This window comes from Amycolatopsis rifamycinica (assembly GCF_000695625.1).
GTDB lineage: Bacteria > Actinomycetota > Actinomycetes > Mycobacteriales > Pseudonocardiaceae > Amycolatopsis > Amycolatopsis rifamycinica.
Map to the genome: position 1 here is coordinate 98,752 of NZ_JMQI01000026.1, position 21,953 is coordinate 120,704.

At 72.8% G+C, this 21,953-nt stretch carries 17 protein-coding genes; 4 read left to right on the forward strand and 13 right to left on the reverse strand.

The features are described 5' to 3' along the window. Positions 1-7: 7 nt before the first annotated feature. From DV20_RS12500 to DV20_RS12510, 3 genes are read right to left on the reverse strand one after another with little or no spacing between them, the layout of a single operon-like run. Positions 8-1,612, reverse strand: coding sequence for a carboxyl transferase domain-containing protein (locus DV20_RS12500; protein ID WP_051735942.1), 1,605 nt, complete (start codon positions 1,610-1,612; stop codon positions 8-10). Further along, complete coding sequence (locus DV20_RS12505; protein WP_043779641.1) at positions 1,609-2,814, reverse strand: 8-amino-7-oxononanoate synthase family protein; 1,206 nt, start codon at positions 2,812-2,814, stop codon at positions 1,609-1,611. The genes DV20_RS12500 and DV20_RS12505 overlap by 4 nt, the downstream gene beginning before the upstream one ends. A 15-nt stretch (positions 2,815-2,829) precedes the next feature. After that, a complete protein-coding gene (locus DV20_RS12510) occupies positions 2,830-3,690 on the reverse strand; it encodes a 3-hydroxybutyryl-CoA dehydrogenase (protein WP_043779643.1) in 861 nt (286 codons plus the stop codon). Between the two features lie 563 nt (positions 3,691-4,253). On the opposite strand from DV20_RS12510, the gene DV20_RS12515 reads away from it, so the two are divergent. Then, positions 4,254-7,202, forward strand: a complete 2,949-nt coding sequence (locus DV20_RS12515; protein WP_051735944.1) for a helix-turn-helix transcriptional regulator — start codon at positions 4,254-4,256, stop codon at positions 7,200-7,202. Positions 7,203-7,407: 205 nt separating this feature from the next. Here the strand turns inward: DV20_RS12515 and DV20_RS12520 are convergent, their stop codons facing one another. The 8 genes from DV20_RS12520 to DV20_RS12555 all read right to left on the reverse strand — a co-directional run bounded on the left by DV20_RS12520 (position 7,408) and on the right by DV20_RS12555 (position 15,392). Further along, complete coding sequence (locus DV20_RS12520; RefSeq protein WP_043779644.1) at positions 7,408-9,117, reverse strand: dipeptide ABC transporter ATP-binding protein; 1,710 nt, start codon at positions 9,115-9,117, stop codon at positions 7,408-7,410. After that, entirely contained in the window at positions 9,114-10,784 is a 1,671-nt protein-coding gene (locus tag DV20_RS12525) for an ABC transporter substrate-binding protein (RefSeq protein ID WP_152603690.1), read from the reverse strand. The genes DV20_RS12520 and DV20_RS12525 overlap by 4 nt, the downstream gene beginning before the upstream one ends. 7 nt (positions 10,785-10,791) lie before the next feature. Next, entirely contained in the window at positions 10,792-11,787 is a 996-nt protein-coding gene (locus DV20_RS12530; RefSeq protein WP_043779646.1) for an ABC transporter permease, read from the reverse strand. Next, on the reverse strand, positions 11,787-12,725 hold the full coding sequence (locus DV20_RS12535) for an ABC transporter permease (protein ID WP_043779648.1): 939 nt from the start codon (positions 12,723-12,725) through the stop codon (positions 11,787-11,789). Before DV20_RS12535 ends, DV20_RS12530 begins: the two co-directional genes overlap by 1 nt. A 210-nt stretch (positions 12,726-12,935) precedes the next feature. After that, positions 12,936-13,106, reverse strand: a complete 171-nt coding sequence (locus DV20_RS45490) for a hypothetical protein (protein WP_160169717.1) — start codon at positions 13,104-13,106, stop codon at positions 12,936-12,938. An 8-nt stretch (positions 13,107-13,114) separates the two neighbouring features. Further along, a complete protein-coding gene (locus tag DV20_RS12545; protein ID WP_043779653.1) occupies positions 13,115-14,362 on the reverse strand; it encodes a sulfite oxidase in 1,248 nt (415 codons plus the stop codon). 100 nt (positions 14,363-14,462) lie between these two features. Then, positions 14,463-14,978 (reverse strand): cupin domain-containing protein, encoded by a 516-nt coding sequence (locus DV20_RS12550; protein ID WP_235190803.1) that lies wholly within the window; start codon positions 14,976-14,978, stop codon positions 14,463-14,465. 12 nt (positions 14,979-14,990) lie between these two features. Further along, positions 14,991-15,392: a muconolactone Delta-isomerase family protein gene (locus tag DV20_RS12555; RefSeq protein ID WP_235190804.1), complete on the reverse strand. Its 402-nt coding sequence runs from the start codon at positions 15,390-15,392 to the stop codon at positions 14,991-14,993. A gap of 73 nt (positions 15,393-15,465) precedes the next feature. On the opposite strand from DV20_RS12555, the gene DV20_RS12560 reads away from it, so the two are divergent. Further along, positions 15,466-16,071: a TetR family transcriptional regulator gene (locus DV20_RS12560; RefSeq protein WP_043779658.1), complete on the forward strand. Its 606-nt coding sequence runs from the start codon at positions 15,466-15,468 to the stop codon at positions 16,069-16,071. Positions 16,072-16,290: 219 nt separating this feature from the next. Continuing rightward, positions 16,291-17,172 carry a dienelactone hydrolase family protein gene (locus DV20_RS12565; protein WP_043779660.1) on the forward strand — a complete coding sequence of 294 codons (882 nt, stop codon included), beginning with the start codon at positions 16,291-16,293 and terminating at the stop codon, positions 17,170-17,172. Here the strand turns inward: DV20_RS12565 and DV20_RS12570 are convergent, their stop codons facing one another. Continuing rightward, positions 17,173-19,479, reverse strand: a complete 2,307-nt coding sequence (locus tag DV20_RS12570) for an ATP-binding protein (protein ID WP_043779663.1) — start codon at positions 19,477-19,479, stop codon at positions 17,173-17,175. It lies immediately after the preceding gene. Between the two features lie 163 nt (positions 19,480-19,642). Between DV20_RS12570 and DV20_RS12575 the strand changes: the two genes are divergently transcribed. Beyond that, entirely contained in the window at positions 19,643-20,737 is a 1,095-nt protein-coding gene (locus DV20_RS12575; protein WP_051735945.1) for a helix-turn-helix domain-containing protein, read from the forward strand. A 421-nt stretch (positions 20,738-21,158) separates the two neighbouring features. On the opposite strand, the gene DV20_RS12580 is transcribed toward DV20_RS12575, so the two are convergent. Next, positions 21,159-21,953 (reverse strand): LuxR C-terminal-related transcriptional regulator, encoded by a 795-nt coding sequence (locus DV20_RS12580; protein ID WP_051735946.1) that lies wholly within the window; start codon positions 21,951-21,953, stop codon positions 21,159-21,161.

A 21,953-nucleotide genomic window follows, 5' to 3' on the forward strand; every position in this document is an offset into this window, starting at 1 on the left:
CGTTCCCTCACATCCTGAAGACCCCGAAGCGGGTCTCCCGCTTCGGCGCGTCGGCGGCCATGGCCAGGCACAACGCCAGCCAGTCCCGCGTCTCGACCGGGTCCACGACGGCGTCGACCCACAGCCGGGCCGCGTAGTACAGCGGCTGCGCCTGCCGCTCGTAGGCGGCCAGGATCGGCTCGCGGATCGCCTCCTCCTCTTCGGGCGTGAGCTCGCGGCCCTCCTTGGCGAGCTGGTCGCCGCGGATCAGCGTCATGACCTTGGCCGTCTGTTCCGCGCCGACGACCGTGGAGCGCGCGCTGGGCCACATCGCCATCAGCTGGGAGCCCATGGACCGGCCGCACATGGCGAAGTTGCCGGCGCCGTAGCTGCCGCCGATCACCAGGCTGAACTTCGGCACCTTCGCGCACGACACGGCGTTGACGAGCTTGGCGCCGTGCTTGGTGATGCCGCCGGCTTCGTACTCGGCCCCGACCATGAACCCGTTGATGTTGTGCAGGAACAGCAGCGGGATGTCCCGCTGCGCGCACACCTCGATGAAATTCGCGGCCTTCTGCGCGCTTTCGGAGAACAGGACGCCGTCGTTGATCAGCACGCCGACCGGGTAGCCGCCGACGTGCCCGGTCCCGCAGACGATCGTCGGCCCGAACCGGGCGCGGTATTCGGTGAACTCGCTGTCGTCGAGCAGCCGGGCGAGAACCTCCCGCGCCGGGATGTGCTCCTTGAGCCCGGCGCTGACCACGCCGGGCAGCTCGGCGGGGTCGTACTTCGGCGGTCGCGGTGTCCGCGGCGGCGGGGACAGTTCCGGCCGCGGGCTGCGCGCGGCCAGCTCGCGCAGGATCTCCAGGGCGTGGTCGTCGTTCTCGGCCAGGTGGTCGGCGACCCCGGTGACGCGGGTGTGCAGCTCGGCGCCGCCGAGCGTCTCCGCGTCGACGACCTCGCCGGTCGCCGCGCGCACCAGCTGCGGGCCGCCGAGGAACACCGTGCCGGTGCCGCGGACCATCACCGTCTCGTCGCACATCGCCGGGATGTACGCGCCCCCGGCGGTGCACGAGCCCATCACCGCGGCCAGCTGCGGCAGCCCCTCGGCCGACAACTCGGCGATGGTGCGGAAGATGCGGCCGAGGTGGTCCTCGTCGGGGAAGAGGTCCTCCTGCAGCGGCAGGAACACCCCGCCGGAGTCGACCAGGTAGATGCAGCCCAGGCCGTTCTCCCGGGCGATCTTCTGCCCGCGCAGGTGCTTGCGGACGCCGAGCGGGAAGTAGGTGCCGCCCTTCACCGTGGCGTCGTTGGCGAACACCACGAACGGACGGCCGGCCACGAGCCCGATCCCGACGACGAGCGCGGCCGAGGGCACCGGCTCGTCGTAGACGTCGTGCGCGGCGAGCTGGCCGATCTCCAGCAGTGGCGTGCCCGGGTCCAGGAGCCGCGTGACGCGCTGCCGGGCGGTCAGCTTCCCGCGGTCGGCGTGCTTGCGGTGGGCCTTTTCGCTGCCGCCGGCGAGCGCCGCGGCCCGGGCCGCGGCGATGACCTCCCGGTTGGCTTCGAAGTCCTCGACGTTGCGCCGGAAGCCGGGCGAAGTGACGTCGACGTGCGAGAGCAGCGCGGTCACGCTTCCCCCAGCGAGCCGAGCAAGGCGGCGAACTGCTCGATCTCCGCCGTGGTCATGCCGGCCCGCAGCATGATCCGCAGGCCCGCCTTGCCGCGGCCGATGATCGGGAAGAAGATCGGGGAGACGTAGAACCCGTGGCGGAAGAGGTCCTGGGCGAGCCGGACCGTGGCGTCCTCCGAGCCGACCCGCACGAACCGGATGGGCAGCCCGTCCCCGCGTTCGCCGGTCTCCACCAAGCGGTCGAAGAGCGCGATGTTGTCCTGCAGCCGCTGCTGCAGCCGGGTCAGCTCGTCGGTCCGGTGCAGCTCGGCGGAGGCGAGCAGCCCGCCCAGGCCCGCGGTGTTGATCCGCTGCGACCACATCAGCGGCCCGCCGTTGCGCTGCGCGGTGTCCAGCCGCCACTGGGAGCCCCGCTTGCCGAGGAAGATGGCGCCACCGGACGCGCCGAACCCCTTGTTCAGCGACGTGATGATGATCGTGCGGTCGTTGATCTGCCCGAGCTCTTCCAGGACCACACCGCGGCCGCGGTGGCCGACGGTCGAGATGCCGTGGGCCTCGTCGAAGACGAGGAACAGGCCGTACTTCTCCTGCAGCCGCAGCAGTTCCTTCACCGGCGCCTGTCCCCCGGTGCTGTACACGCCGTCGGCGACGTAGGCGACCCGTTTGTGCTGCTTGCACAACGCTTCGAGCGCCTCGACGTCGTTGTGCGGCACCACGGCGACTTCGGTTTCGTCGGCGACGCTCGGCTTCATCGCGTTGAGGCAGAAGTGGGCGTTCTTGTCGAACACCATCAGCGGCGGCTCGTCTTCGGTGAAGATCCCGGAGGCGACCAGCGGCAGCGTCGCCCACGCGGCGGCGGCGCACGAGTTGAGGGTGACGGCCTCGACGTCGAACAACTCCGACAGCGCGGCTTCGGCGTCCTTCAACGCGCCGAAGCGCACGCGCATCCGGGACGTCGAGGTGTTCAGCGCGCCTTCGGCGAGCACGGCGTCGGCCGCGGCCCGCACCAGCCGCGGGTGCGTGTCGAGGCCGAGGTAGGAGTAGGACGACATGTTCACGAACTCGTGGCCGTCGGCGAGCGCGCGGTGCCGGCCGTCGCCGAGCCCGGCCACGACGACGTCGAACAGGCCGGCCTTGTCGGTGACGTCCCAGAAGTCGTCGCTGATCCGGGCGGACTTCTTGATGTTGAGGAACGAGTGCACGGTGGTCTCCCGGTTTCAGTAGATGTGGAAGCCGCGGCCGGTCTTGCGGCCGAGGTGGCCCGCCTCGACCAGCCGCGAAAGCGACGGCGGGGCGGCGTAGAGGGGCTGTTTGAACTCCTCGTGCAGCGCGGCCGCGATCGCGGCGACCACGTCGAGGCCGATCAGGTCGGCCAGCCGCAGCGGGCCCATCGGGTGCGCGCAGCCGAGTTCCATCGCCCGGTCGACGTCTTCGGCCGGGCAGTAGCCCGTGTCGACCATGCGGATCGCGGCGAGCAGGTACGGGATCAGCAGCGCGTTCACCACGAAGCCGCTTTGGTCGGCGACGGTGACGGGCTGCCGGTCGAGGGTGTGCTCGGCGAAGGCGGTGACCCGCTCGGTCACCTCCGCGGCCGTCGGCAGCGCCGGAACGACCTCGACGAGCCGCATCGCCGGGACGGGGTTGAAGAAGTGCAGGCCGATCACCCGCTCCGGCCGGGCGGTGGCCGCGGCGAGCCGCGTGATCGCGATGGCCGAGGTGGTGCTGGCCAGGATCGTGCCGTCGCCGGCGACCTTGTCGAGAGTGGCGAAGAGACCGAGCTTGAGCTGCTCGTCCTCCGGAACCGCCTCGACGACCAGGTCCCGGTCACCGATCTCGGCGAGGTCCGTGCTCACGCTGATCCGGGACAGCGCGGCGTCGCGCTCGGCCGGCGTGAGCTTGCCCTTTTCGACGCGGCGGCCGAGTGACGCCGCGATCTTCCGCGGAGCCGAGCTCAGGGACGACTCCCGGGACACCGCCAGCCGGACGTCGAGCCCTCGCGTCGCGCAGAGCTCGGCGATCCCCGCGCCCATCGTGCCGGAGCCGACCACGCCGACCCGGGTGATTTCCTTCGCACCCACTGTTTCCCCGCATTCTGTCGTGCGCGGCATTCGTGTCACCGCGTGCAGGAGCTGACCTGTTCGAGAACGAAATGTCCGTTCTTTCCCACGGAAGGGCACCCGTCCGCCCGGAACGAGTTCACGGTGTTTCCGGCACGGCTCACTCCGCGTCGTATTCCGTCGTGCCACCCCAGTGCCCCGGTTACGTCACCCCAGCCGTGGCGTCGCCAGTCTGCCCATGCCGGGCGGCGCTGCGCCATGGGGGCCGCGCCCCCGAATTCCCGGCCACCGCCCGGATCACGCGCCTTCCCCGAGATCGGAACACCTCCACAGCCTGTCAACCCCCGAACGGACGATTCGCCTTGTCGCAAAACCGCTCCGGCCGAACGGGAATGTGCGGGGAACCGCCCCACCCCTCACCAGAACACCGACCGGTATCGCCGCCGCGAATTCCACTATTCGGTCTTGCTTGGCGACGGCACGGCGTTCGTGTATTCAAGGTCTGCCCGCACCGCGGGCCGGAGACCTGGGGGTCGATTGATGCGTGAATACGATTGTTCCGATGCGCATGGCGCCATACCGGCATGCTGATCCGCTCGCCGGAAGTCATCGGCCGCGATGGTGAGCTGCGGGAATCGGCCAAGGCGCTCGACGATGCGCTGGCCGGACGCGGCGGTGCCGTGTTCCTCGTCGGGGAGAGCGGGATCGGGAAGTCCCGCCTCGCGCGGGAGCTGGCCGCCCGGGCCGCCCGGCGTGGTGCCCGGGTGCTGCGCGGCAGCGGCAGCGCCATCGGCCCGGTGGTGCCGTTCCGGCCGCTGGCCGAGGCGTTGTTTTCGCTGACCAGGGACAGCGAACCGATCGACGTCGGCGGTCTCGGCCCGTACCTGCCGGCGCTGGGCCGCCTCGTGCCCGACTGGCGAACGGGTCCGGCGGACGACCCGGCGCCGCCCCTGCTCGTCGTCGCCGAAGCCGTGCTGCGTCTCCTCACCGTCGTGGGCCGGGCCGGCGGCTGCGTGCTCGTGCTCGACGACCTGCACGACACGGACGCGGAAACGCTGTTCGTGCTGGAATACCTGGTCGACAACCTGGGTCCGGCCCGGGTGCTGCTGATCGGCACGATCCGCGACGACGCCTCCGCCGCCCACGACATCGCCCGCTCCGCCGCCCGGCACGGAGCCTGCGCACTGCGGACACTGCGCCGGCTGAGCCGCGGCGACGTCCACGAGATGGTCGCGGCGTGCCTGGGCACGGACCGCGAGCGCGTGCCGCCCGCCACGGCCACGCACCTGTGGCAACTCAGCTCCGGGATCCCGTTCCTCGTCGAGGAACTGCTGCACGAGCTGATCCAGGACGGGGTGCTGGCCGAAGGACCCGGCGGCTGGCACCTGACGGACCGGTCGGCCGGCACCGTACCCGCCGCGCTGGTCGCCGGCATCGCCGCACGGACGGCCAAGCTCGGGCCGGCCGGGGCGGAGCTGCTGGCCGCCGCGGCGGTCCTCGGCACCCGGTTCCCCGCGCCGGTGGTCCAGCGGACCGTCGGCGCCGACGACCGGACCGCGGCCGCGTTCCTCGACTCCGCGGTCGACGCGCAGCTCATCGAGCCGGACCGGGCCGCGGCCGGCTGGTACGTCTTCGGGCACCCGCTGACCGTCGAAGCGGTGCTCACCCCGCTGGGCCCCACCCGGCGCGCCGAACTCGCCCGGGTCGCCGCCGACGCCGCGGAGCTGCTGCACCCCGGCCTGCCCGGTGACTGGTGCACCCGGGTCGCGCGGCTGCGGCAGCTCGCGGGTGACCGGGCCGCCGCCGGGCGGTTGTTCGCCGACGCCGGGCACCGGGCGCTGGCGGCCGGCACCGCCGAGGCCGCGGTCGGCCTGCTGGACCAGGCCGACGCGCTGCTGACCGAGAGCCCCGACCTGCCGTTGCGGGGCGCCGTCCTGGAATCACTGGTCCACGCGCTCGGGGAGACCGGGCACACCGGCCGCGCGGTGGCCCTGGCGAGCCGGTTCTCGGAGGTCGGGCTGTTCGACCGGGCCGCGGTACTGCACGCGCGGCTGGCCTGGGTCGCGCACCTGGCCGGCCGGACCGGCGACGGACTCGCCCAGGTGACCGCGGCCCGTACCCGGCTCGGCCTCGCCGGCAGCGATCGGCACCGCGCCGCGGTCGACGCCGTCCACGCCCACCTTCTTCTCGACGCACCCCGCTCCGGCCGCCCGGGTGAAGCCGGGCGGCTCGCCGCGGCCGCGCTGGAACAGGCCGAGCGGCACGACGACCCAGCCGTCGCCGTCCAGGCGTTGCTGGGGCTGAGTGCCGTCGCCGATCACCCGGCCGTCGCCCGCGGTCACCTCGAACGGGCGCGGCGGCTCACCGAGACCCACCGGCTTCCCTTGTGGCGCACGCACGTCCTGCGACGGCTGGGCGAGCACGCGGCCCTGGCGGACGGCGACACCGGAGAACTGGAGCTCGCCCGTGAGCAGGCCGAGCGGGGCGGCGCGGTGGCCGCGGCGTACGCGGCCGAAGCCGCCGCGATCCTGCACGGGCCGGTGCTCGGCGGGGACTACCGCGTCGCCGAGCAGCGGCTCGCGGACCTGGTGGCCGGCGCCGAACGCCACCACTTCGACGCCCTGGTCCGGCGAACGCACCTCATCCGCGCGGTCTCCGCGGCGCACCAAGCCGACCGGGCCGGCATGGCGGAGGCGATCACCGGCTCCCGCGCGGCGGGCGGTGACGACCACCCGGACCTCGCCCTGAGCCTCGGCTTGGGCCAGGCGTTCTGCGCCTTGCTGGAGGAGGACCACGACCGGGCCCGGCGCGACCTGAAGCTGGTCCGAGCCCACGAGCCCGGCGGCTCGCCGCTGGCCGGGCGACACGGGATCGAGCTGCTGCTCGGCGTCCTCGCCGGCGACCTCGGCCCGGAGAAGCTGTCCGCCGTGGCCGCGGCCGAAGAGAGCGGCTTCCGCTGGAACCGGCAGTTCGCCGCCCTCGCGGAGGCGGTGCTCCACGGCCGCCACGGCGACACCGCCCGCGCGGAAAGCGCGGCCAAGGAAGCCCGGGAAGCCGCGCTGCCGTACCGGATGGCCGGACACCTCGGCGCGCGCCTGGTGGCCGAAGCCGCGCTCGCCGACGGCTGGGGCGACCCCGTGACCTGGCTGCGCAAGGCGGAGGAGTACTTCCACGACGCCGCGATCCCGGCGGTCGCCGGCGCGTGCCGCACCATCCTGCGGCGGGCCGGGGAGTCCGTGCGGCAACGACGGCACGGACTGCACCGGCTCCCGCGCGAGCTGCGCGACGCCGGCGTGACGGTGCGCGAGTACGACGTGTTCCAGCTCCTCGCGCACCGGCTGGGCAACACCGACATCGCCCGGCGCCTACTGATCTCGCCGAAAACGGTGGAGAAGCACGTCTCCAGCCTGATGACCAAGACGAAGCTTTCCGACCGGGTGACCTTGTTCGACTACGCGGCCACACTGAGCCGGTTCACGTCCGGGGCGGCCCCCGCGGGTTGGTCTCCGAGGCCGGCACCGCCGCCGAGGTGAGGTGCCGGCGCTTGCGATGCGGCCACCTGCGCGGCAGCGGCTGCCGCCCGCATCGTGGCCCCACCCGCACGCTCGAGCACCTGGTGCGGGCGATCGTGCGGTGGCGGCAGCGGCTGGGCCCGCTCTGCCATCATCACCGACCCCACCGCTCAACCGGCGGCAAGCCGCCGCTCAACCGGCTGACCCACCTCCCCGGACAGCACACCTAGCGCAGCTGCCGCCAGGCTTCGCGGCGCCGGCGCTGGGCCTCCGGGTCGGCGACCGGCGCCGCCGACAGCAGCCGCCGCGTATACGGGTGCGCCGGTGCGGTCAGGACCTCCTTCGCGGGCCCCTGCTCGACGACGTGCCCGCGGTGCATCACCGCGACCCGGTCGGCGAGCTGCTCGATCACCGCCAGGTCGTGGCTGATGAACAGGCAGGCGAAGCCGAACTCGTGCCGCAGCTCGCGCAGCAGGTCGAGGATGCGGGCCTGGATGGTGACGTCGAGCGCGCTGGTCGGCTCGTCGGCCACCAGCAGGTCCGGGCGCAGGGCCAGGGCCCGCGCGATACACGCCCGCTGCCGCTGGCCGCCCGAAAGCTCGTGGGGGTAGCGGGAACCCAGTGACGGCGACAGCTGCACCGCGGACAGCAGCTCCGCGACCCGGCCGTCCACTTCGGACCCGCGCGCCACCCGGTGCAGGCGCAACGGCGTCGCGACGCTCTCCCCCACGGTCGTCCGGGGGTTCAGCGACGACAGCGGGTCCTGGAACACCACGCCGATCCGGCGCCGCAGCTCCTTCGCCGCCCGGCCGCGGACCCGGGTGATGTCCGCGTCCCCGATGTGCACCGACCCCGCCGTCGGCGCGAGCAGGCCGGTGACCGCGCGGGCCACCGTGCTCTTGCCCGAGCCGGACTCCCCGACCAGGCCCAGGACCTCCCCCGGCTCCACGTGCAGGCTCACCTCCGAGGCCGCGTGGACGGCCATCGCGCGGAACCGGCCGCGGTAGGTCACCGACAGCTTCTCCACGCGCAGCAGCGGCGCCGCGGCGGCCACGTCCGGGACCGACGCCGTCGCGGGGTGCTCGGAGGCGGCGAGGTGCCCCGGTGCCACCTCGACCTCCGCGGCCAGTGCCCGTTCGAGCCCGGTCGTCGCCGCGGTGCTGAGCGAGATCACCGAGCCGAGCAGCTGCCGGGTGTAGTCCTCGGCCGGTGCGGAAAAGATCTCTTCGACCGGCCCCTGCTCGACCACGCGGCCGTCGTGCATCACGACGACCCGGTCGGCGAGGTCGGCGACCACGCCCATGTCGTGCGTGATCAGCAGGATCGCCGTCCCCAGCCGCTCGCGAAGGTCCCGCAGCAGCTCGAGGATCTCCGCCTGCACCGTGACGTCCAGCGCCGTCGTCGGCTCGTCGGCGATCAGCAGCTTCGGCTCGTTCGCCACCGCCATCGCGATGACGACGCGCTGGAGCTGCCCGCCGGACAGCTCGTGCGGGTAGGACCGGAACCGCTCGCGCGGGTCGGGCAGTCCGACCAGGGTGAGCAGCTCGACCGCCCGCTCCCGCGCGGCCGGGACCGCGAGCGGCTGGTGTGTCCGGATGGCCTCGACCAGCTGGTCCCCGATGGTGAACACCGGGTTCAGCGCGCTCATCGGCTCCTGGAACACCATGCCGACCTCGCCGCCGCGGGCCGCCCGCAGCTCGGCCGGGGGCATCGCGTAGAGGTCCCGCCCGGCCAGCTCCGCGCGGCCGGTCACGCGGGCCGTGGGCGGGAGCAGGCCGAGCAGGGACATCGCGGTGACCGTCTTGCCGGAGCCGGACTCCCCGACCACCGCGACGACTTCGCCCGCGCCGACCTCGTAGCCGACCCCGCGGACGGCTTCGACGTCCCCGAACGAGACCGCGACGTCGTGCAGCCGCAGGAGCCCGGCTCCGCTCACTGGACGAGCCCGAACTTGCGGTAGTCGACGTAGGCCGGGAACCGCCCGATCCACACGTCACCCACCTGCGAACCGTGCAGGAACGAGTTGCGGGTGTAGATCAGCGGCACCACCGGCGAGTCGGCGAGGATCTTCTTGTCCAGCGCCGCCCACTTCCTGCCGGCCTCGGCCGGGTCCACGGTGGCCTGCGCCTCCGCGATCAGCTTGTCGACCTCGGGGTTGTTGTAGCGGGACTCGTTGTACCCGCCGTTGCCGATCTCGGTGGACTGGAACAGCGGCTGGATGTTCGCGTTCGCCGACGGGATGTCCGGCTGCCACGAGGTCAGCGTCAGGTCGAAGTCCGAAAGGCCCTTGGTGTCCACTTCGGACGTGTAGGTGTCGTCGTCGAGCGGCTTGATGGTGACCTTGATGTTCGCCCGGGCCAGCGAGGCCTGGATCGCCGCGGCCTTCTCCGGGAAGCCCCGTTCGTTGTGGGTGGCGAGCACCAGGCCGTCCAGCCCGGTGGGAAAACCTGCCTCGGTCAGCAGCTGCTTGGCCTTCGCGACGTCACCGGACGGCGGCGCCGGGTACAGGTCGTACTGCTCGCGGCCCTGCAGGCCCGGGGTGATCAGCGTGGTGGCGACGTCGCCGGCCAGCTGGGCGCTGCCCGCGCTGGCCACCTGGAACGCGGCCTTGTCGACGGCGTACTGGAACGCCTGGCGCACCTTCGGGTTGGTCAGGTTCCCGCGCTGGGTGTTCAGCGAGAGGTAGGCCAGCGCGCCGGATTCCGACGTCACCAGCCGCGCCCTCGCCGAGGCGTTGCCCTGGATCTGGGCCAGCTGGGCCGGCGAGGCGAAGGACATGCCGAAGGCGGCGCGGTCCTTGCCCGTGTCGTCGACCAGGCGCTTGGAGATGACCCCGGTGTCCTGGCCGAGCTCGAATTCGATGGTGTCCGGATTGGCCAGCCGCGTCTTGTCCTCGTCGCGGCTCCAGTTCGGGTTGCGCGTCAGCTTCGCCGACTTGCCCCGCTCGTAGCTCGCCAGCTGGTACGGGCCGGACGCGACCGGGTGGTCACCGTAGTTCGCCTCGGCGCCCTTGCCCTTCGGCACCGGCGAGAACGCCGGGGTGCTGGCGACCCAGTTGAAGTCGCCGTAGGGGCGGGCGAGGTGGAACACGATCGTCTTCGCGTCCGGCGTCTGGATGGAGTCGAGCTCCTTGCCCTCGAACGGGCCCTTGTACGCGAGCCCCGGCGAGAGCAGGTCCTTGTGGTAGGCCAGGCCGCCGGAGAAGGCGGCCGCGAAGGAACGCTCCAGGCCCCACTTGACGTCTTCGGCCTTGATCGGCGTGCCGTCGGCGTACTTCAGACCGTCCTTGAGGGTGAACGTCCACGTCTTGCCGCCGTCACCGGGCCGCCCGGTGTCGGTGGCCAGGTCCGGCACGATCGTGGTGTCCTTGCCGGGCGCGACGTCCCACGACGTCAGCCGCCGGTGGATCAGCCCGAGCGTGGTGACGACCAGGTTCGAGCTCTTCGCCGGGTCCCACGTGATCGAGGGCGCGTCGTTGAGCAGGACGAGGTTCCCGCCCGGTTTGACGGTGCCGCCCGGCCCGGCCGGTGTGTCGTTGGCACCGCACGCCGTCAGCAGCATGACGGCAGCCGTCACGCCCGCCGCGAGCCTGAGTTTCATCATGTCCCTTTCAGACGAGACGCGCTCGCGGATCGAGCGCGCCGTAGCAGAGGTCGACCAGGAAGTTCAGGACCGTGACCAGCAGGGCCGAGAACAGCGTCACGCCGAGCAGCACGGGCAGGTTGAGCGACGCGATGGCGTCGACGAGCAGCCGCCCGACCCCGGCCATGCCGAAGATGCGCTCGGTGATCACGGTTCCGGCGAGCAGCCCGCCGAGGTCGACGCCGAACACCGTGACCACCGGCAACAGGACGTTGCGCAGGGCGTGCCGGCCGACGACCTTGCGTTCGGTCAGGCCCTTGGCCCGCGCGGTGCGGATGTAGTCCTCGCCGAGGGTTTCGAGCATCTGACCGCGGGTCAGCCGCGCGTAGATCGCCGCGTGCAGGAACGCGAGCACGAACCACGGCAGCACCAGGTGCCACGCCCACTGGGCGGGATCCTCGGTCAGCGGCACGTACCCGTTCTTCGGGACGACGTCGAGGGCGAACGCGAAGATCGTGATGCCGATCATCCCGGCGAGGTAGGCGGGCATCGACACCCCCGCCATCGCGGCGGCCATCGTGATCCGGTCGACGGCCGTGCCGCGGCGCAGCGCCGAAAGCACGCCGAGCCCGACGCCGAGGATGATCCAGATCGCCGCCGCGCCCAGCGCGACGGAGAAGCTGACCTCGATCCGGCCGCCGATTTCGGCGAGCACGTCGACGTTGTTCTGGAAGTCCCAGCCGAAGCACGGTGCCGTGCAGTGGATGGCCGAGGCACCGGTGCCGAACGTGCGGCCGCCGAAGATCCCGCCGAGGAACTCGAAGAACTGGCCGTACCACGGGACGTCGTAGCCCATGAATTCCCGCGCGAGCTGCAGGCCTTCGGGCGAACACGGGCGGCCGCAGGCCATCCGGGCCGGGTCGGCGGGCAGGACGTAGAACACCACGAACGTCACGAACGCGACGACGAGCAGGACCAGGACCATCCCGGCGAACCGGGTGGCGACGAACCGCGCGGTACGCATCAGGCCGCACTCCCGGAGCGTGGGTCGAGGCCGTCGCGGATCGCGTCGCCGACGACGTTGAACGCCAGCGTGATCACGAACAGCAGCAGCCCGGGGAAGACCAGGTACATCGGGTCGGTCTCGAAGAAGTCGATCGCCGTGCTGATGGTGCGTCCCCAGCTGGGCGTCGGCGGGAGGACGCCGACGCCGAGGAACGACAACGCGGCCTCGCTGCCGATCATCGACGGGACGGCCAGGCTGGCGACCACGATGATCGGCGCCCACAGGTTGGGCAGCAGTTCCTTCGTGAACACGTGCCACGGCCCGCCGCCGACGACTTTCGCCGCGGCGACGAAGTCGCGCTTGGCCAGGGTCAAGGTCTGCGCCCGCACGATCCGGGCCACTCGCGGCCACCCGAACAGCCCGAGGACGACGATCAGCGTGACCTGACGCGGGAAGTCGACCGGCAGGACCGCGCCGAGCGCGATCATGAAGATCAGGTACGGGAAGCCGAGGACGACGTCGGCGGTCCAGGTCACCAGGCGGTCCCACCAGCCGCCGAGGTAGCCGGCGCTGACCCCGATCACCACCCCGAGCGCGGTGCCCAGGACGGTGGCGCCGAGGCCGACCAGCAGCGAGGTCCGCGCCCCGTGGGCGACGAGCGCGAAGAGGTCGACGCCGGTCAGCGGCTCGACGCCGAACCAGTGCGCCCCGCTCACCCCGCCGAGCGCCCCGGCCGGGAGCCCGGTCGGGCCGAGCGTGGCGATGTCGGGAGTCAGGCTTTGCCCTTCGAGGAGGACGAAGAGATCGGCCCCGGCGGCGAGCAGCGCGATGACGACGATCAGGAGTGCGCAGACGGACGTCCACCAGCCGGAGCGGACGGCGCGCCACACCGCGGCCGGCAGGGAACGTGCCGCGAGGGCCGGGACACCGGCGGGTGTCGGCGGAGGGTTGACCACAGCACCTTCAAGGTTCAGCCTATCGAGTGACGGTCAGGACCTTAGGGAAGTGGGGCCGCCGAACCCAGTGATCGATTCACCGTCTCACGATATGGACGGCAAGTCCCCGGCCCACCGGCCGGCGCGCGACTTCCGGGCCGCCACAGGCCCGGCTGTCGAGGACATCACCTACCTCGGCACTTGGGGCTCCCCGCCCCCGAGGCTGACCGTTCAGCCCGAGACGATCCGCCGGAAGGTTTCCCGTTCCTGCCGCGAAAGCGGCACTCGCGGGGCGTCGGCGGCGGGCCGTGGCACCGGCACGGCCCGCCCGGGTTCGAACGGCGGGACCGGCAGGGCCAGCACCCAGCCCACACCGGTCAACGCCCGCGTGAGTGCGCGCATCAGCCGTTTCATGCCGCACCGACCGTGACCGGGTGCCGGATCACCGCGCCGAACAGGTAGCCCTGCGTGTTGTAGGGCGCGACCTCCGGCTGGCGGGCGCCGGTGATGTCGGTGGCGCGCGCTCGCAGCGTGTACGAGCCCGCCTCGCGCGGCCGCCAGGGGAACTCCCAGCGCAGCCACCCGCGGTCGAGCGCGGGGCCGATCGGCTTCGCAGGCTGCCACGTGACGCCGTCCGTGCTCACCTCGACGTGCCGGATCCGGCCGTGGCCCGACCACGACCGGCCGCGCAGCACCTGCCGCTGCCCGGCCACCAGCGTCGCGCCCCACGGCAGCTCGAACGCGCTCTTCACCACCTGCTCGGTGACCAGGGTGCCCTCCGCGGGGTAGTCCGGGCCCAGCAGCCGGTAGAACTGCGTGCTCCACGGCGACACCAGCGGGGTCGCCGACACTTCGATCCGGCCCAGCCACTTGATCGACGCGATCCCGGCCCACGACGGCACCACCAGCCGCACCGGGAAACCGTGGTCCGGGAGCAGCGGCCGGCCGTTCATCTCGTACGCCAGCAGGACGTCTTCCAGCGCCTTCGCCACCGGCAGCGGCCGCCGCACCTTGCCCAGGTTCACCCCCGAGGCCAGATAATCCGCGTCGAGGCCTTCCGGGAGCACGTCCACGGCGTCGCGGGACAGCCCCGCCCGGGCCAGCACCGTCGCCAGCCGGACACCGCGCCAGCGCGCCACCCCGACCGCGCCGAGCTTCCACGCCGTCCCGCCGACGGCCTGGCCCTGCTGGCTGGTGAAGAAACTCCGCCCGTTGCCCGCGCACTCGATGAACGCGGTGATCGTCTCGGACGGCAGCGCGCGCAGGTCTCGATAACTGAACTCGACCGGCCCGCCCCGCAGCCCGTCGCCGAACAATTTCAGCCGCCAGGCCGCGGCGTCCAGCACCGGCGTCGAGGTGTGATCGCGGACGAAGAACCGGTCGACCGGCGTCAGATATCCCTGGCCGCGCATGGCTTCCCAGCGCGTCTCGGCGTTGCTGCCGTAGACCTCGAACAGCTCGGGCGGCAGCGGCTTGACGATCGGTCCCGCGGCCGACGCGGCGGGCGTCGCCGTCCCGGCCGCGGCCAGCGCCAGACCACCGGCCGCCGTCAGCCGCAGCAGACCGCGCCGGCTCAGCCCCGGCATGCGTGCCCGGCCTGCCCGCCACTGCGCCACACGCATCCGGTCGTAGTCGGTCTCGTTGTTCAACGCCGTCATGGCGGCATTCTCGGGATCTCGTTCCCGAGCGGCCAGCACGTCCACACAGCGGAACAAGCGCCCGCGGTCGTCGACCTGCGTCCGAAGGCGGCCTGATCGTTCAGCGGGTCCACTTCCCGGCCCAGGCCGTGTCGGCGCTCGCCGACCAGAAGTTGTCCATCAACTGCGCCGCGGAGCGCGGATCGAAGCCGAGGCCGGGCGGCGGCAGTTCCCGCCGCTCCGCGGGAGTGCCCAGCCCCATGATGACCTGCTCGAAGCCGCCCGGCGTGTAGCCGTTGAGCACGTGCGCGGCGCTCCGGGTGGTGAAACTGTGCACCGTGCCACGCGGAATCCACAGCGAGTCACCCGCCGTCGCCCGCATCGGCGGCTCGTCCCCGACCCGGAATTCGATGGCGCCTTCGAGCACGGTGAACCACTCGTCGATGGGGTGCACGTGCGGCGGCGGCCCACCGTCCGCCGGCATCCACTGCTCCATCACCGAGAACGCTCCCCCGGTCTGCGCCGAGTCCGCCAGCACGACCCAGAGGACACCGAACGCCCAGTACGCCGGCGCGGTGTCCCTCCCGGTCATGAACGCCACGCCATGCGGCGAGACGGTGTTCGTTTCTTCCTTCATGATCGGCTCCTTTCAGCGGGCATCCGGGGGTGCGAGCGGGTAGAGGTCGGCATCGAAGAACCGGGCGAAGGGCAGCGTGGCCAGGGTCTCCGCCACCTGCTCCTGATCGGTGGCGACGATCTCGACGAACGTCGTCCGCCGCGCCGGGGAAACGTAGTGGGCGCCGATCTTTCCCTGCGACCGCAACACTTCCAGCTGCTTGTGCTCGTCTTCTCTCAGCGCGGCGAATTCCGCGAGGTCGGTGTCGTCCCGGAGGGTTCCGACCACCATGAACGTCTGGGTTGTGCCGGGGTGGGGAGCCATGTTCTTCCTTTCGATGACGCTTCGTCCGTCGTGTTGTCTCGACGTGACATCACCGTAGCACTGATGTCCCATCGTGACATCGAATTCCCTGCCGATGTCGCGGCGTGACATGCCCCACTCCCCGGGGGTCCGAGCAGCGCACGCGATGTCACGGCGAGTCATCGGCACCGGTATCCTGGTGCCCATGCCCCGTTGGGAAGAAGGCAGCGAGGAGCGGATGAAACGATCCGCCATGGAGCTGTTCGAGGAACAAGGCTTCGAGGCCACCACCGCCGTCCAGATCGCGGAACGCGCCCGCGTCACCACCCGGACGTTCTTCCGCTACTTTCCCGACAAGGAAGAAATCCTCTTCGCCGACGCGGACCTGCTCAGCACGGCGCTCGTCCAGAAACTCCGGGAGACGCCCGACCTCGAAAAGCCACTGCGGGCCGTGGTGCGGACCTTGGCCGGCTACGACTGGGAGAAACTCGGATCACGAGACCTCCTGCGCCGGCGAAGCCGGCTGATCGCGTCGAATTCCGGGTTGCTGGAACGGGATCTGAACAAGCAGCACCAGATGGCCGAGGGGTTCCGCCGGGCCCTCTGCGAGCGCGGAGTCGATCCGGACGTCGCGGAGCTGGCGGCCAGTACGGGAAGCCAGATCTTCCGCACGGCCTACCGCAAGTGGCTGGAAAGCGACGACGACACCGACCTGACGACCATCACCGACACCGTGACGTCCCTCCTCGCCGACATCGTGCCCGCGGACCGGACGCCCCGAGGACGCCGCCGGGCGCCGGCCGCGAAGTAGCTCACCCCGGCGGGCGAGCTCGGCCGCCACCACGCCGGCCCGCACCCCAACGGCCCGAAGAAGCCGTCCCGTTTCTCGGAGCGAGGTGCGTACGTCGGTCGTCGCGCGGCTCCGGCCGGCCGTGAATACGCAATTTCCCCGACGCGCGGCCGTCCGGGCGATCGCTATACCTGGGCCTCCCGTATTCCACGGGAGGATTCCCCGGAGAGGACGTTCGCAATGCCGCGAAACCAACGCTGGAATTCCTGGGCCGCCGGCGCCCTGGGTACTGTCCTGCTCGCCACCACGGTCGTCGACGGCGCCGGCACCGCGGCGGCGTCGGCGGACAACCCCTTCGCGCGAGGACCGGCCCCGACCGAGGCCTCCATCGAGGCGGTGCAAGGCCCCTTCGCAATCTCCACGGAAAAAGTGGGCGCCGGCAACGGGTTCGGTGGTGGGACGATCTCCTTCCCGACCGACACCGGTCAGGGCACGTTCGGGGCCGTTGCGGTCGCGCCGGGCTTTCTCGAAAGCGAATCCGCTGTCGCCTGGTACGGCCCGCGGCTCGCCTCGCAGGGCTTCGTCGTCATCACGATCGCCACGAACAGCGTGTGGGACACCCCGGACGCCCGCTCGGAAGAACTGCTCGCCGCGCTGCGCTACGTCACGGATTCGAGCGGGGCCAAGGCGCGCGTCGACCGGAACCGCCTGGCCGTGATGGGGCATTCCATGGGCGGGGGCGGGACGCTGATCGCCGCCCGGAAGGCGCCCACGCTGAAGGCCGCGATCCCGCTGACCGGCTGGAGCCCCAACACCACGTTCTCCGATGTCACGGTGCCCACTTTCGTCGTGAGCGCCCAGAACGGCACCATCGCCCCGGACGGGATGTTCTCGCGCCCGTTCTACCGGAGCCTGCCGGCCACGACCGGCAAGGCGTACCTGCTGCTCGCCGGCGCCGGGCACCTGGCGCCGACCAAGCCGAACACGACGATCGCGGAGTACAGCCTCTCCTGGCTGAAGCGCTTCGTCGACCAGGACACCCGGTACGAGCAGTTCCTCTGCCCGCTGCCCACGGGTGACCCGGCGATCGCCGCCTACCAGGGCACCTGCCCGCTCGGCTGATCACCGCGGACCGGATCCGGGTCCCGTCCGGGCGGCGAGCTGCTCGTTCACCCAGACGGCGACCTGGGTCCGGTTCGCGAGATCCAGCTTGTTCAGGATGTGCAGGACGTGGGTTTCCGCGGTGCGCTGGGCGATGACCAGGCGGACGGCGATCTCGCGGTTGCTCAGGCCGGTCGCGACGAGCCGGGCGATCTCCGACTCGCGCCGGGTCAGCGGCGGCAGCACCGCGGTCGCCGGGGGCTCGGCCGGTCCACCGGGGGACGCCGGGGCCAGGACGTCGTGCGGATTCCGCCGCCGCCCCTCGGCGAACAGCTCCTCGAACCGCGGGTCGCCCAGGGCTTCGCGAGTGGCTCGCAGCAGCTCCCGGTGGGCCAGCGAGACGGCGATGTCCGGCTCCGCCCCACACCGGTCCCACAACGTCGCCGCCGTGCCGAACAGCTTCGCCGCGCCCGGCCAGTCCGCCCGCCGGGCCGACGCCCACGCCAGCCCGTCCACCCGGTACGCCGCCGACAGCACGTCCGGGCCCCGCAGGTCGATCGCCAGCGCGTCGCGCATCGCCCGTTCACCGGCGTCGAGGTCACCGCCGAAACAGATCTCGACCGTGCCCAGCCCGAACAGGGCCATCGACCGGTAGGACTCGTCCCCCGCCGTTTCGCACAGCCGCAGCATCGCCTCCAGCAGGCGCCGGGCACCGGCGAGATCGCCGCGGAAGGCCGTCGCCACCGCCTGGATGAACATCGGGTGCAGCCGGCTGCGGACGGCGCCGCGCTCCTCGAAGACGCGCGCGGCTTCGGCGGCCTTCTCCAGCGCGTGCGGCTCGACCGCGAGCAGCGCCACGAACGCCTGTGCGTGGCGGATGCAGGGAAGCGCGTCTTCGTCGCCGAGGGCTTCGGCGAGCTTCAGCCGTCGCCGGGCTCCGTCGAGGTCCGCGTGCAGGGCGGCGCAGAGCGCCGCGCGGGCCTGCGCCGCCGCCCGGCCCGGGGCGTCTTCGGCGGCGACGGCGAGCGCGCGGTCGAGCCACTCCCGGATCTCCCCCGAGGCGCCCCTGGCCAGCCAGTACTCGAGCACGCCGCTCGCCATCTCCAGGGCGGTCACGGCTTCGTCCGGCGTGCGCAGGGACCACGACAGCGCCGCGCGGATGTCCGCGTGCCGGTCGGACAACCGTGCGAACCAGTCGTGGCGCCGGGGGCCGAACCATTCAGCGTCGGCGTGGTCGAGCAGCCGTGCGTGGTGGTCGCGGTGCCGCCGGGCGACCGCCTCGGCGGTCCCGGCCGAGGCCAGCCGTTCCTGACCGAACTCGCGCAGCGCCTCCAGCATCCGGAACCGGACCCCGGTCGCCCCTTCGACGCGCGCCAGCACGGACTTGTCCACCAGGCCGTCCACGGCGTCCAGCACCGCGAAACCGGCGGGGCCCGGGAACGCGCAAACGTCTTCGGCGGCGGACAGGTCGAACGCACCCGCGAACACCGAGCAGCACTCCCAGGCCGCGCGCTCGGCGTCCGTGCACAGCGCGTGGCTCCACTCGATGGTGGCCCGCAGGCTGCGGTGGCGCTCGGGCAGCGACCGCGCACCGGTGGTCAGCAGCGCGAGGCTGTCGGTCATCCGGTCGGCGATCTGGCCGGGCGAGAGCACGCGGACGCGGGCCGCGGCCAGCTCGACGGCCAGCGGCAGGCCGTCGAGCTGCCGACACAAGCCCGCGACGGAGGCCGCGTTGTCCTCGGTGAGCCGGAACGACGGCAGCACGTCGCGCGCCCGGTCGACGAACAGCCGTACCGCGTCGGAGGCGATCGCGTCCTCGACGGTCCGGACGTTCTTCGGGGGCAGGGCCAGGGGCGCGATCGGCAGGACGCGCTCCCCCGCGACGCTCAGCGAACACCGGCTGGTCGCCAGGACCACCAGCTCCGGGCACCCCCGCAGCAGGACGTCGGCCAGCTCGGCGCAGTCGGCGACGAGGTGCTCGCAGTTGTCCAGCACCAGGAGCATCCGCCGGTCGCGCAGGTGGGCCAGCACGGTGTCCCGGGTGGTCCGGGGGGCCGTGTCGTGCAGGCCGAGGCAGTCGCCGAGCGTGCGGGTGACCATCGTGCCGTCGCGCACCTCGGCGAGGCCGGCCACGGCCACGCCGTCGGGGAACGCGCGGGTCACCGAGCCGGCGACCCGGAAGGCGAGCCGGGTCTTGCCGACCCCGCCGGGCCCGGTCAGCGTGACCAGCCGGGCCGCGCCGAGCAGGCGCCGGACCTCGGTCTCGTCCTCGGCGCGCCCCACGTAAGTCGTGAGGTCCCGTCGCGTGCTCAGGCCGCCGTCACCCATCACCGGTCATCTTGATCGGTCGCGGCCGCCGTGTCCATGTGGCCCAGTGACCGTTGCGCCACTCGGCGGCGGCCGTAAATGCGTACTTCTGTCGACGCGACCGGCGGCACCGGCGGACCAGACTCGGCGCCCCAGTGCCGCCCGCCCGCTCCGGAGGTCGACGATGACCACTCCCCAGCCCGTGCCCCCCGAGGCCGTGGCGCCGATCGCCCGCGCGGTCGTCGCCGGCATCCGGCACGCCGTCCCCGAGCACGCCGCGCTGTTCGACGCGGGCGCCGCGGAGTTCGTGGCCACGCTGCTGGGCGGCTGCCGGCCGGCGCCGGTCGGGATCGCCGCGGGTGCCGACGCCTTCCGCCGCGCCGGCGTCGCGGAGCACGCGGCGGCCGGCGAGCTGGACCGGCTCTCCCGCGCCTACCAGGCGGGCGGGCGCCGCGCCCTCCCGATCATGGCGGAGCTGGGCCGCCGCGGGCACGCGGGTGTCGTCGGCGCCGGGGTGGAAGCCGTGTTCCGCTGCGTCGAGGTCCTGATCCACCTGTCCACCGAGGCGTTCCGGGCCGCGCAGGCACCGTCCGCCACCGACCTGCGCCGGGACCTGCTGCGCGAGCTGACGGCCGGCCGGCCGTGGGCCGCCCTGGCCGCCCGCGCGGGGTGGCAGCCACCCGAACGGGTGATGGCCGTCGTCGTGGCGGCCGGGGTGCGCATCGCGCCGTTCGACCCCGCGGTGCTCGCCGATCGCACCGCCGAACAGCCTCACCTGCTGCTCCCGGCGGACGCCGACCTGCCCCGGCTGCTGGGCCCCGGCCCGGCCGCGACCGGGCCGGCCGTCCGCCCGGCCGAGGCGGCGACGTCGCTGCGCTGGGCCCGGCGGGCGTGGGAGCTGCGGAACCGCGGCGTCTTCCCCCGCGAGGGCATCGTCCGCTGGCCCGAGCACCTGACCACCCACTGGCTGGTCGCGGACGAGCTGCTGACCGGCGCGCTCGCCGCGCGGAGCCTGGCGCCGTTGTCCGGGCTGTCCGGGAACCAGCGGGGCAAGCTCGCCGAAACGCTCGACGCGGTCCTCGACGCCCGCGGCGGCGCCCCCGAAGTCGCGCGCCGGCTGGGCATCCACCCGCAGACGGCACGCAACCGCCTCCACCGCCTCCGCGCTCTGTTCGGAACCCGCCTGGACGACCCGGGCGAACGGCTCACCCTGCGCATCGCGTTGCGCGCCGAGCGGGTCCTCGCCACCACGACCGAGGCCGCCGCGCGGTCCGCTTGACCCCCGAGCCCGGCGCTTCCCTCCGCCACCGAAGCGTGGTCAGCGCACACGCCGACCGTTCGCGGATGTTGCTGCGCAGCACCGAGCCGGCGGCCGGCTTCTCGCAGCGTCAGGTCGGGCCGGAGGTCGCCCGCCGGCCGGTCCCGCGAACCCGGGATCGATGCCAGTCCCTGCGGGACCGCCAGCACGGCCATCGCGACGACGTGGCCGATCATGGTGACCGCCTGGGCGACCGCGCGTCGAAGGTGCCCACGCGCGGACTGCTGGGATCGAACCGCAGCTGCCCACCTCCACCCGTCCGAGGCACTGCGCCGGGCGGCGCTACCGGGCTGGCAGCACTTCTACGACCATCACCGACCCACAGCTCAACCGGCGGCAAGCCGCCGATCACCCGGCTGACCGACCTCCCTGAAGATCACGCCTAGAGGACGCCCGCCCGCCGGGCCGCGTGCGCGGCCGCGGTGCGGGTGTGCACGTCGAGCTTGCGCATCGCCGTGCGCAGATACGCCTTCACCGTCTCCGTGCTGAGGCCGAGCCGGGCCGCTATCTCGACGTTGGTGGCGCCCACCGCCACCCAGCGCAGTGCGTCCACTTCCCGCGGCGCCAAGGCCGGCCGGTTCGCCGGCTCGGGTGCCTCGCCGCGCAGCGCGCGGTGGACCCGGACCAGCCGGGCCCGCAGCGCCGGGTCGGTGACGTCGTCGAGGATCGCGGCGAGTTCGGCCACCGGGTCCGGCCGCGGCTCGGGCGTGAGCGCCGCTTCGACGTCGCGCTGGAGCTGGCCGGCGAGCACGGTGGCGGCGTGCAGGGCCCGGTCGCCGATCGGGCCGCGGTCGCGGACGGCGCCGTACAGGACGCCGCGGACCGACCCGTGCACGGTGACCGGCACGGCGAAGATCGACGTGAGGCGTTCCTCGTGCACCACGGCCCGGTCGTAGTCGTGGGTGATCGTCGCGGTGCTGGCGTAGTCGTCGATCCGGCGGGCGGTGCCGTCGCGCAGCACGGTGCCGCCCAGGCCGAGCCCGGGTTGCACGGCCAGGCCGCGCAGGGACGTGCCCAGGGTGCCGTCCAGCCGGTCGAGCACCAGTTCCCGGCGGCCCGCGCGGTGGCGCGTGAGGCCGCCGAACGCGACCGGCACGCCGCTCAGGCGCCGCAGTCCGCGGACGCGTTCGGGCAGCAGCTTCTCGAGCACCTCGGTCGCGGCGACGTCGTTGTCCAC

Excerpts from the sequence above, each read along its gene's own strand:
- DV20_RS12560 (WP_043779658.1), top strand. The coding sequence starts at position 15,466 with ATGCCCCGTTGGGAAGAAGGCAGCGAGGAGCGGATGAAACGATCCGCC.
- DV20_RS12515 (WP_051735944.1), top strand. The coding sequence starts at position 4,254 with ATGCTGATCCGCTCGCCGGAAGTCATCGGCCGCGATGGTGAGCTGCGG.
- DV20_RS12525 (WP_152603690.1), bottom strand. The coding sequence starts at position 10,784 with ATGATGAAACTCAGGCTCGCGGCGGGCGTGACGGCTGCCGTCATGCTG.
- DV20_RS12570 (WP_043779663.1), bottom strand. The coding sequence starts at position 19,479 with ATGGGTGACGGCGGCCTGAGCACGCGACGGGACCTCACGACTTACGTG.
- DV20_RS12565 (WP_043779660.1), top strand. The coding sequence starts at position 16,291 with ATGCCGCGAAACCAACGCTGGAATTCCTGGGCCGCCGGCGCCCTGGGT.
- DV20_RS45490 (WP_160169717.1), bottom strand. The coding sequence starts at position 13,106 with ATGCGCGCACTCACGCGGGCGTTGACCGGTGTGGGCTGGGTGCTGGCC.
- DV20_RS12545 (WP_043779653.1), bottom strand. The coding sequence starts at position 14,362 with ATGACGGCGTTGAACAACGAGACCGACTACGACCGGATGCGTGTGGCG.
- DV20_RS12575 (WP_051735945.1), top strand. The coding sequence starts at position 19,643 with ATGACCACTCCCCAGCCCGTGCCCCCCGAGGCCGTGGCGCCGATCGCC.
- DV20_RS12550 (WP_235190803.1), bottom strand. The coding sequence starts at position 14,978 with ATGAAGGAAGAAACGAACACCGTCTCGCCGCATGGCGTGGCGTTCATG.
- DV20_RS12530 (WP_043779646.1), bottom strand. The coding sequence starts at position 11,787 with ATGCGTACCGCGCGGTTCGTCGCCACCCGGTTCGCCGGGATGGTCCTG.
- DV20_RS12555 (WP_235190804.1), bottom strand. The coding sequence starts at position 15,392 with ATGTCACGCCGCGACATCGGCAGGGAATTCGATGTCACGATGGGACAT.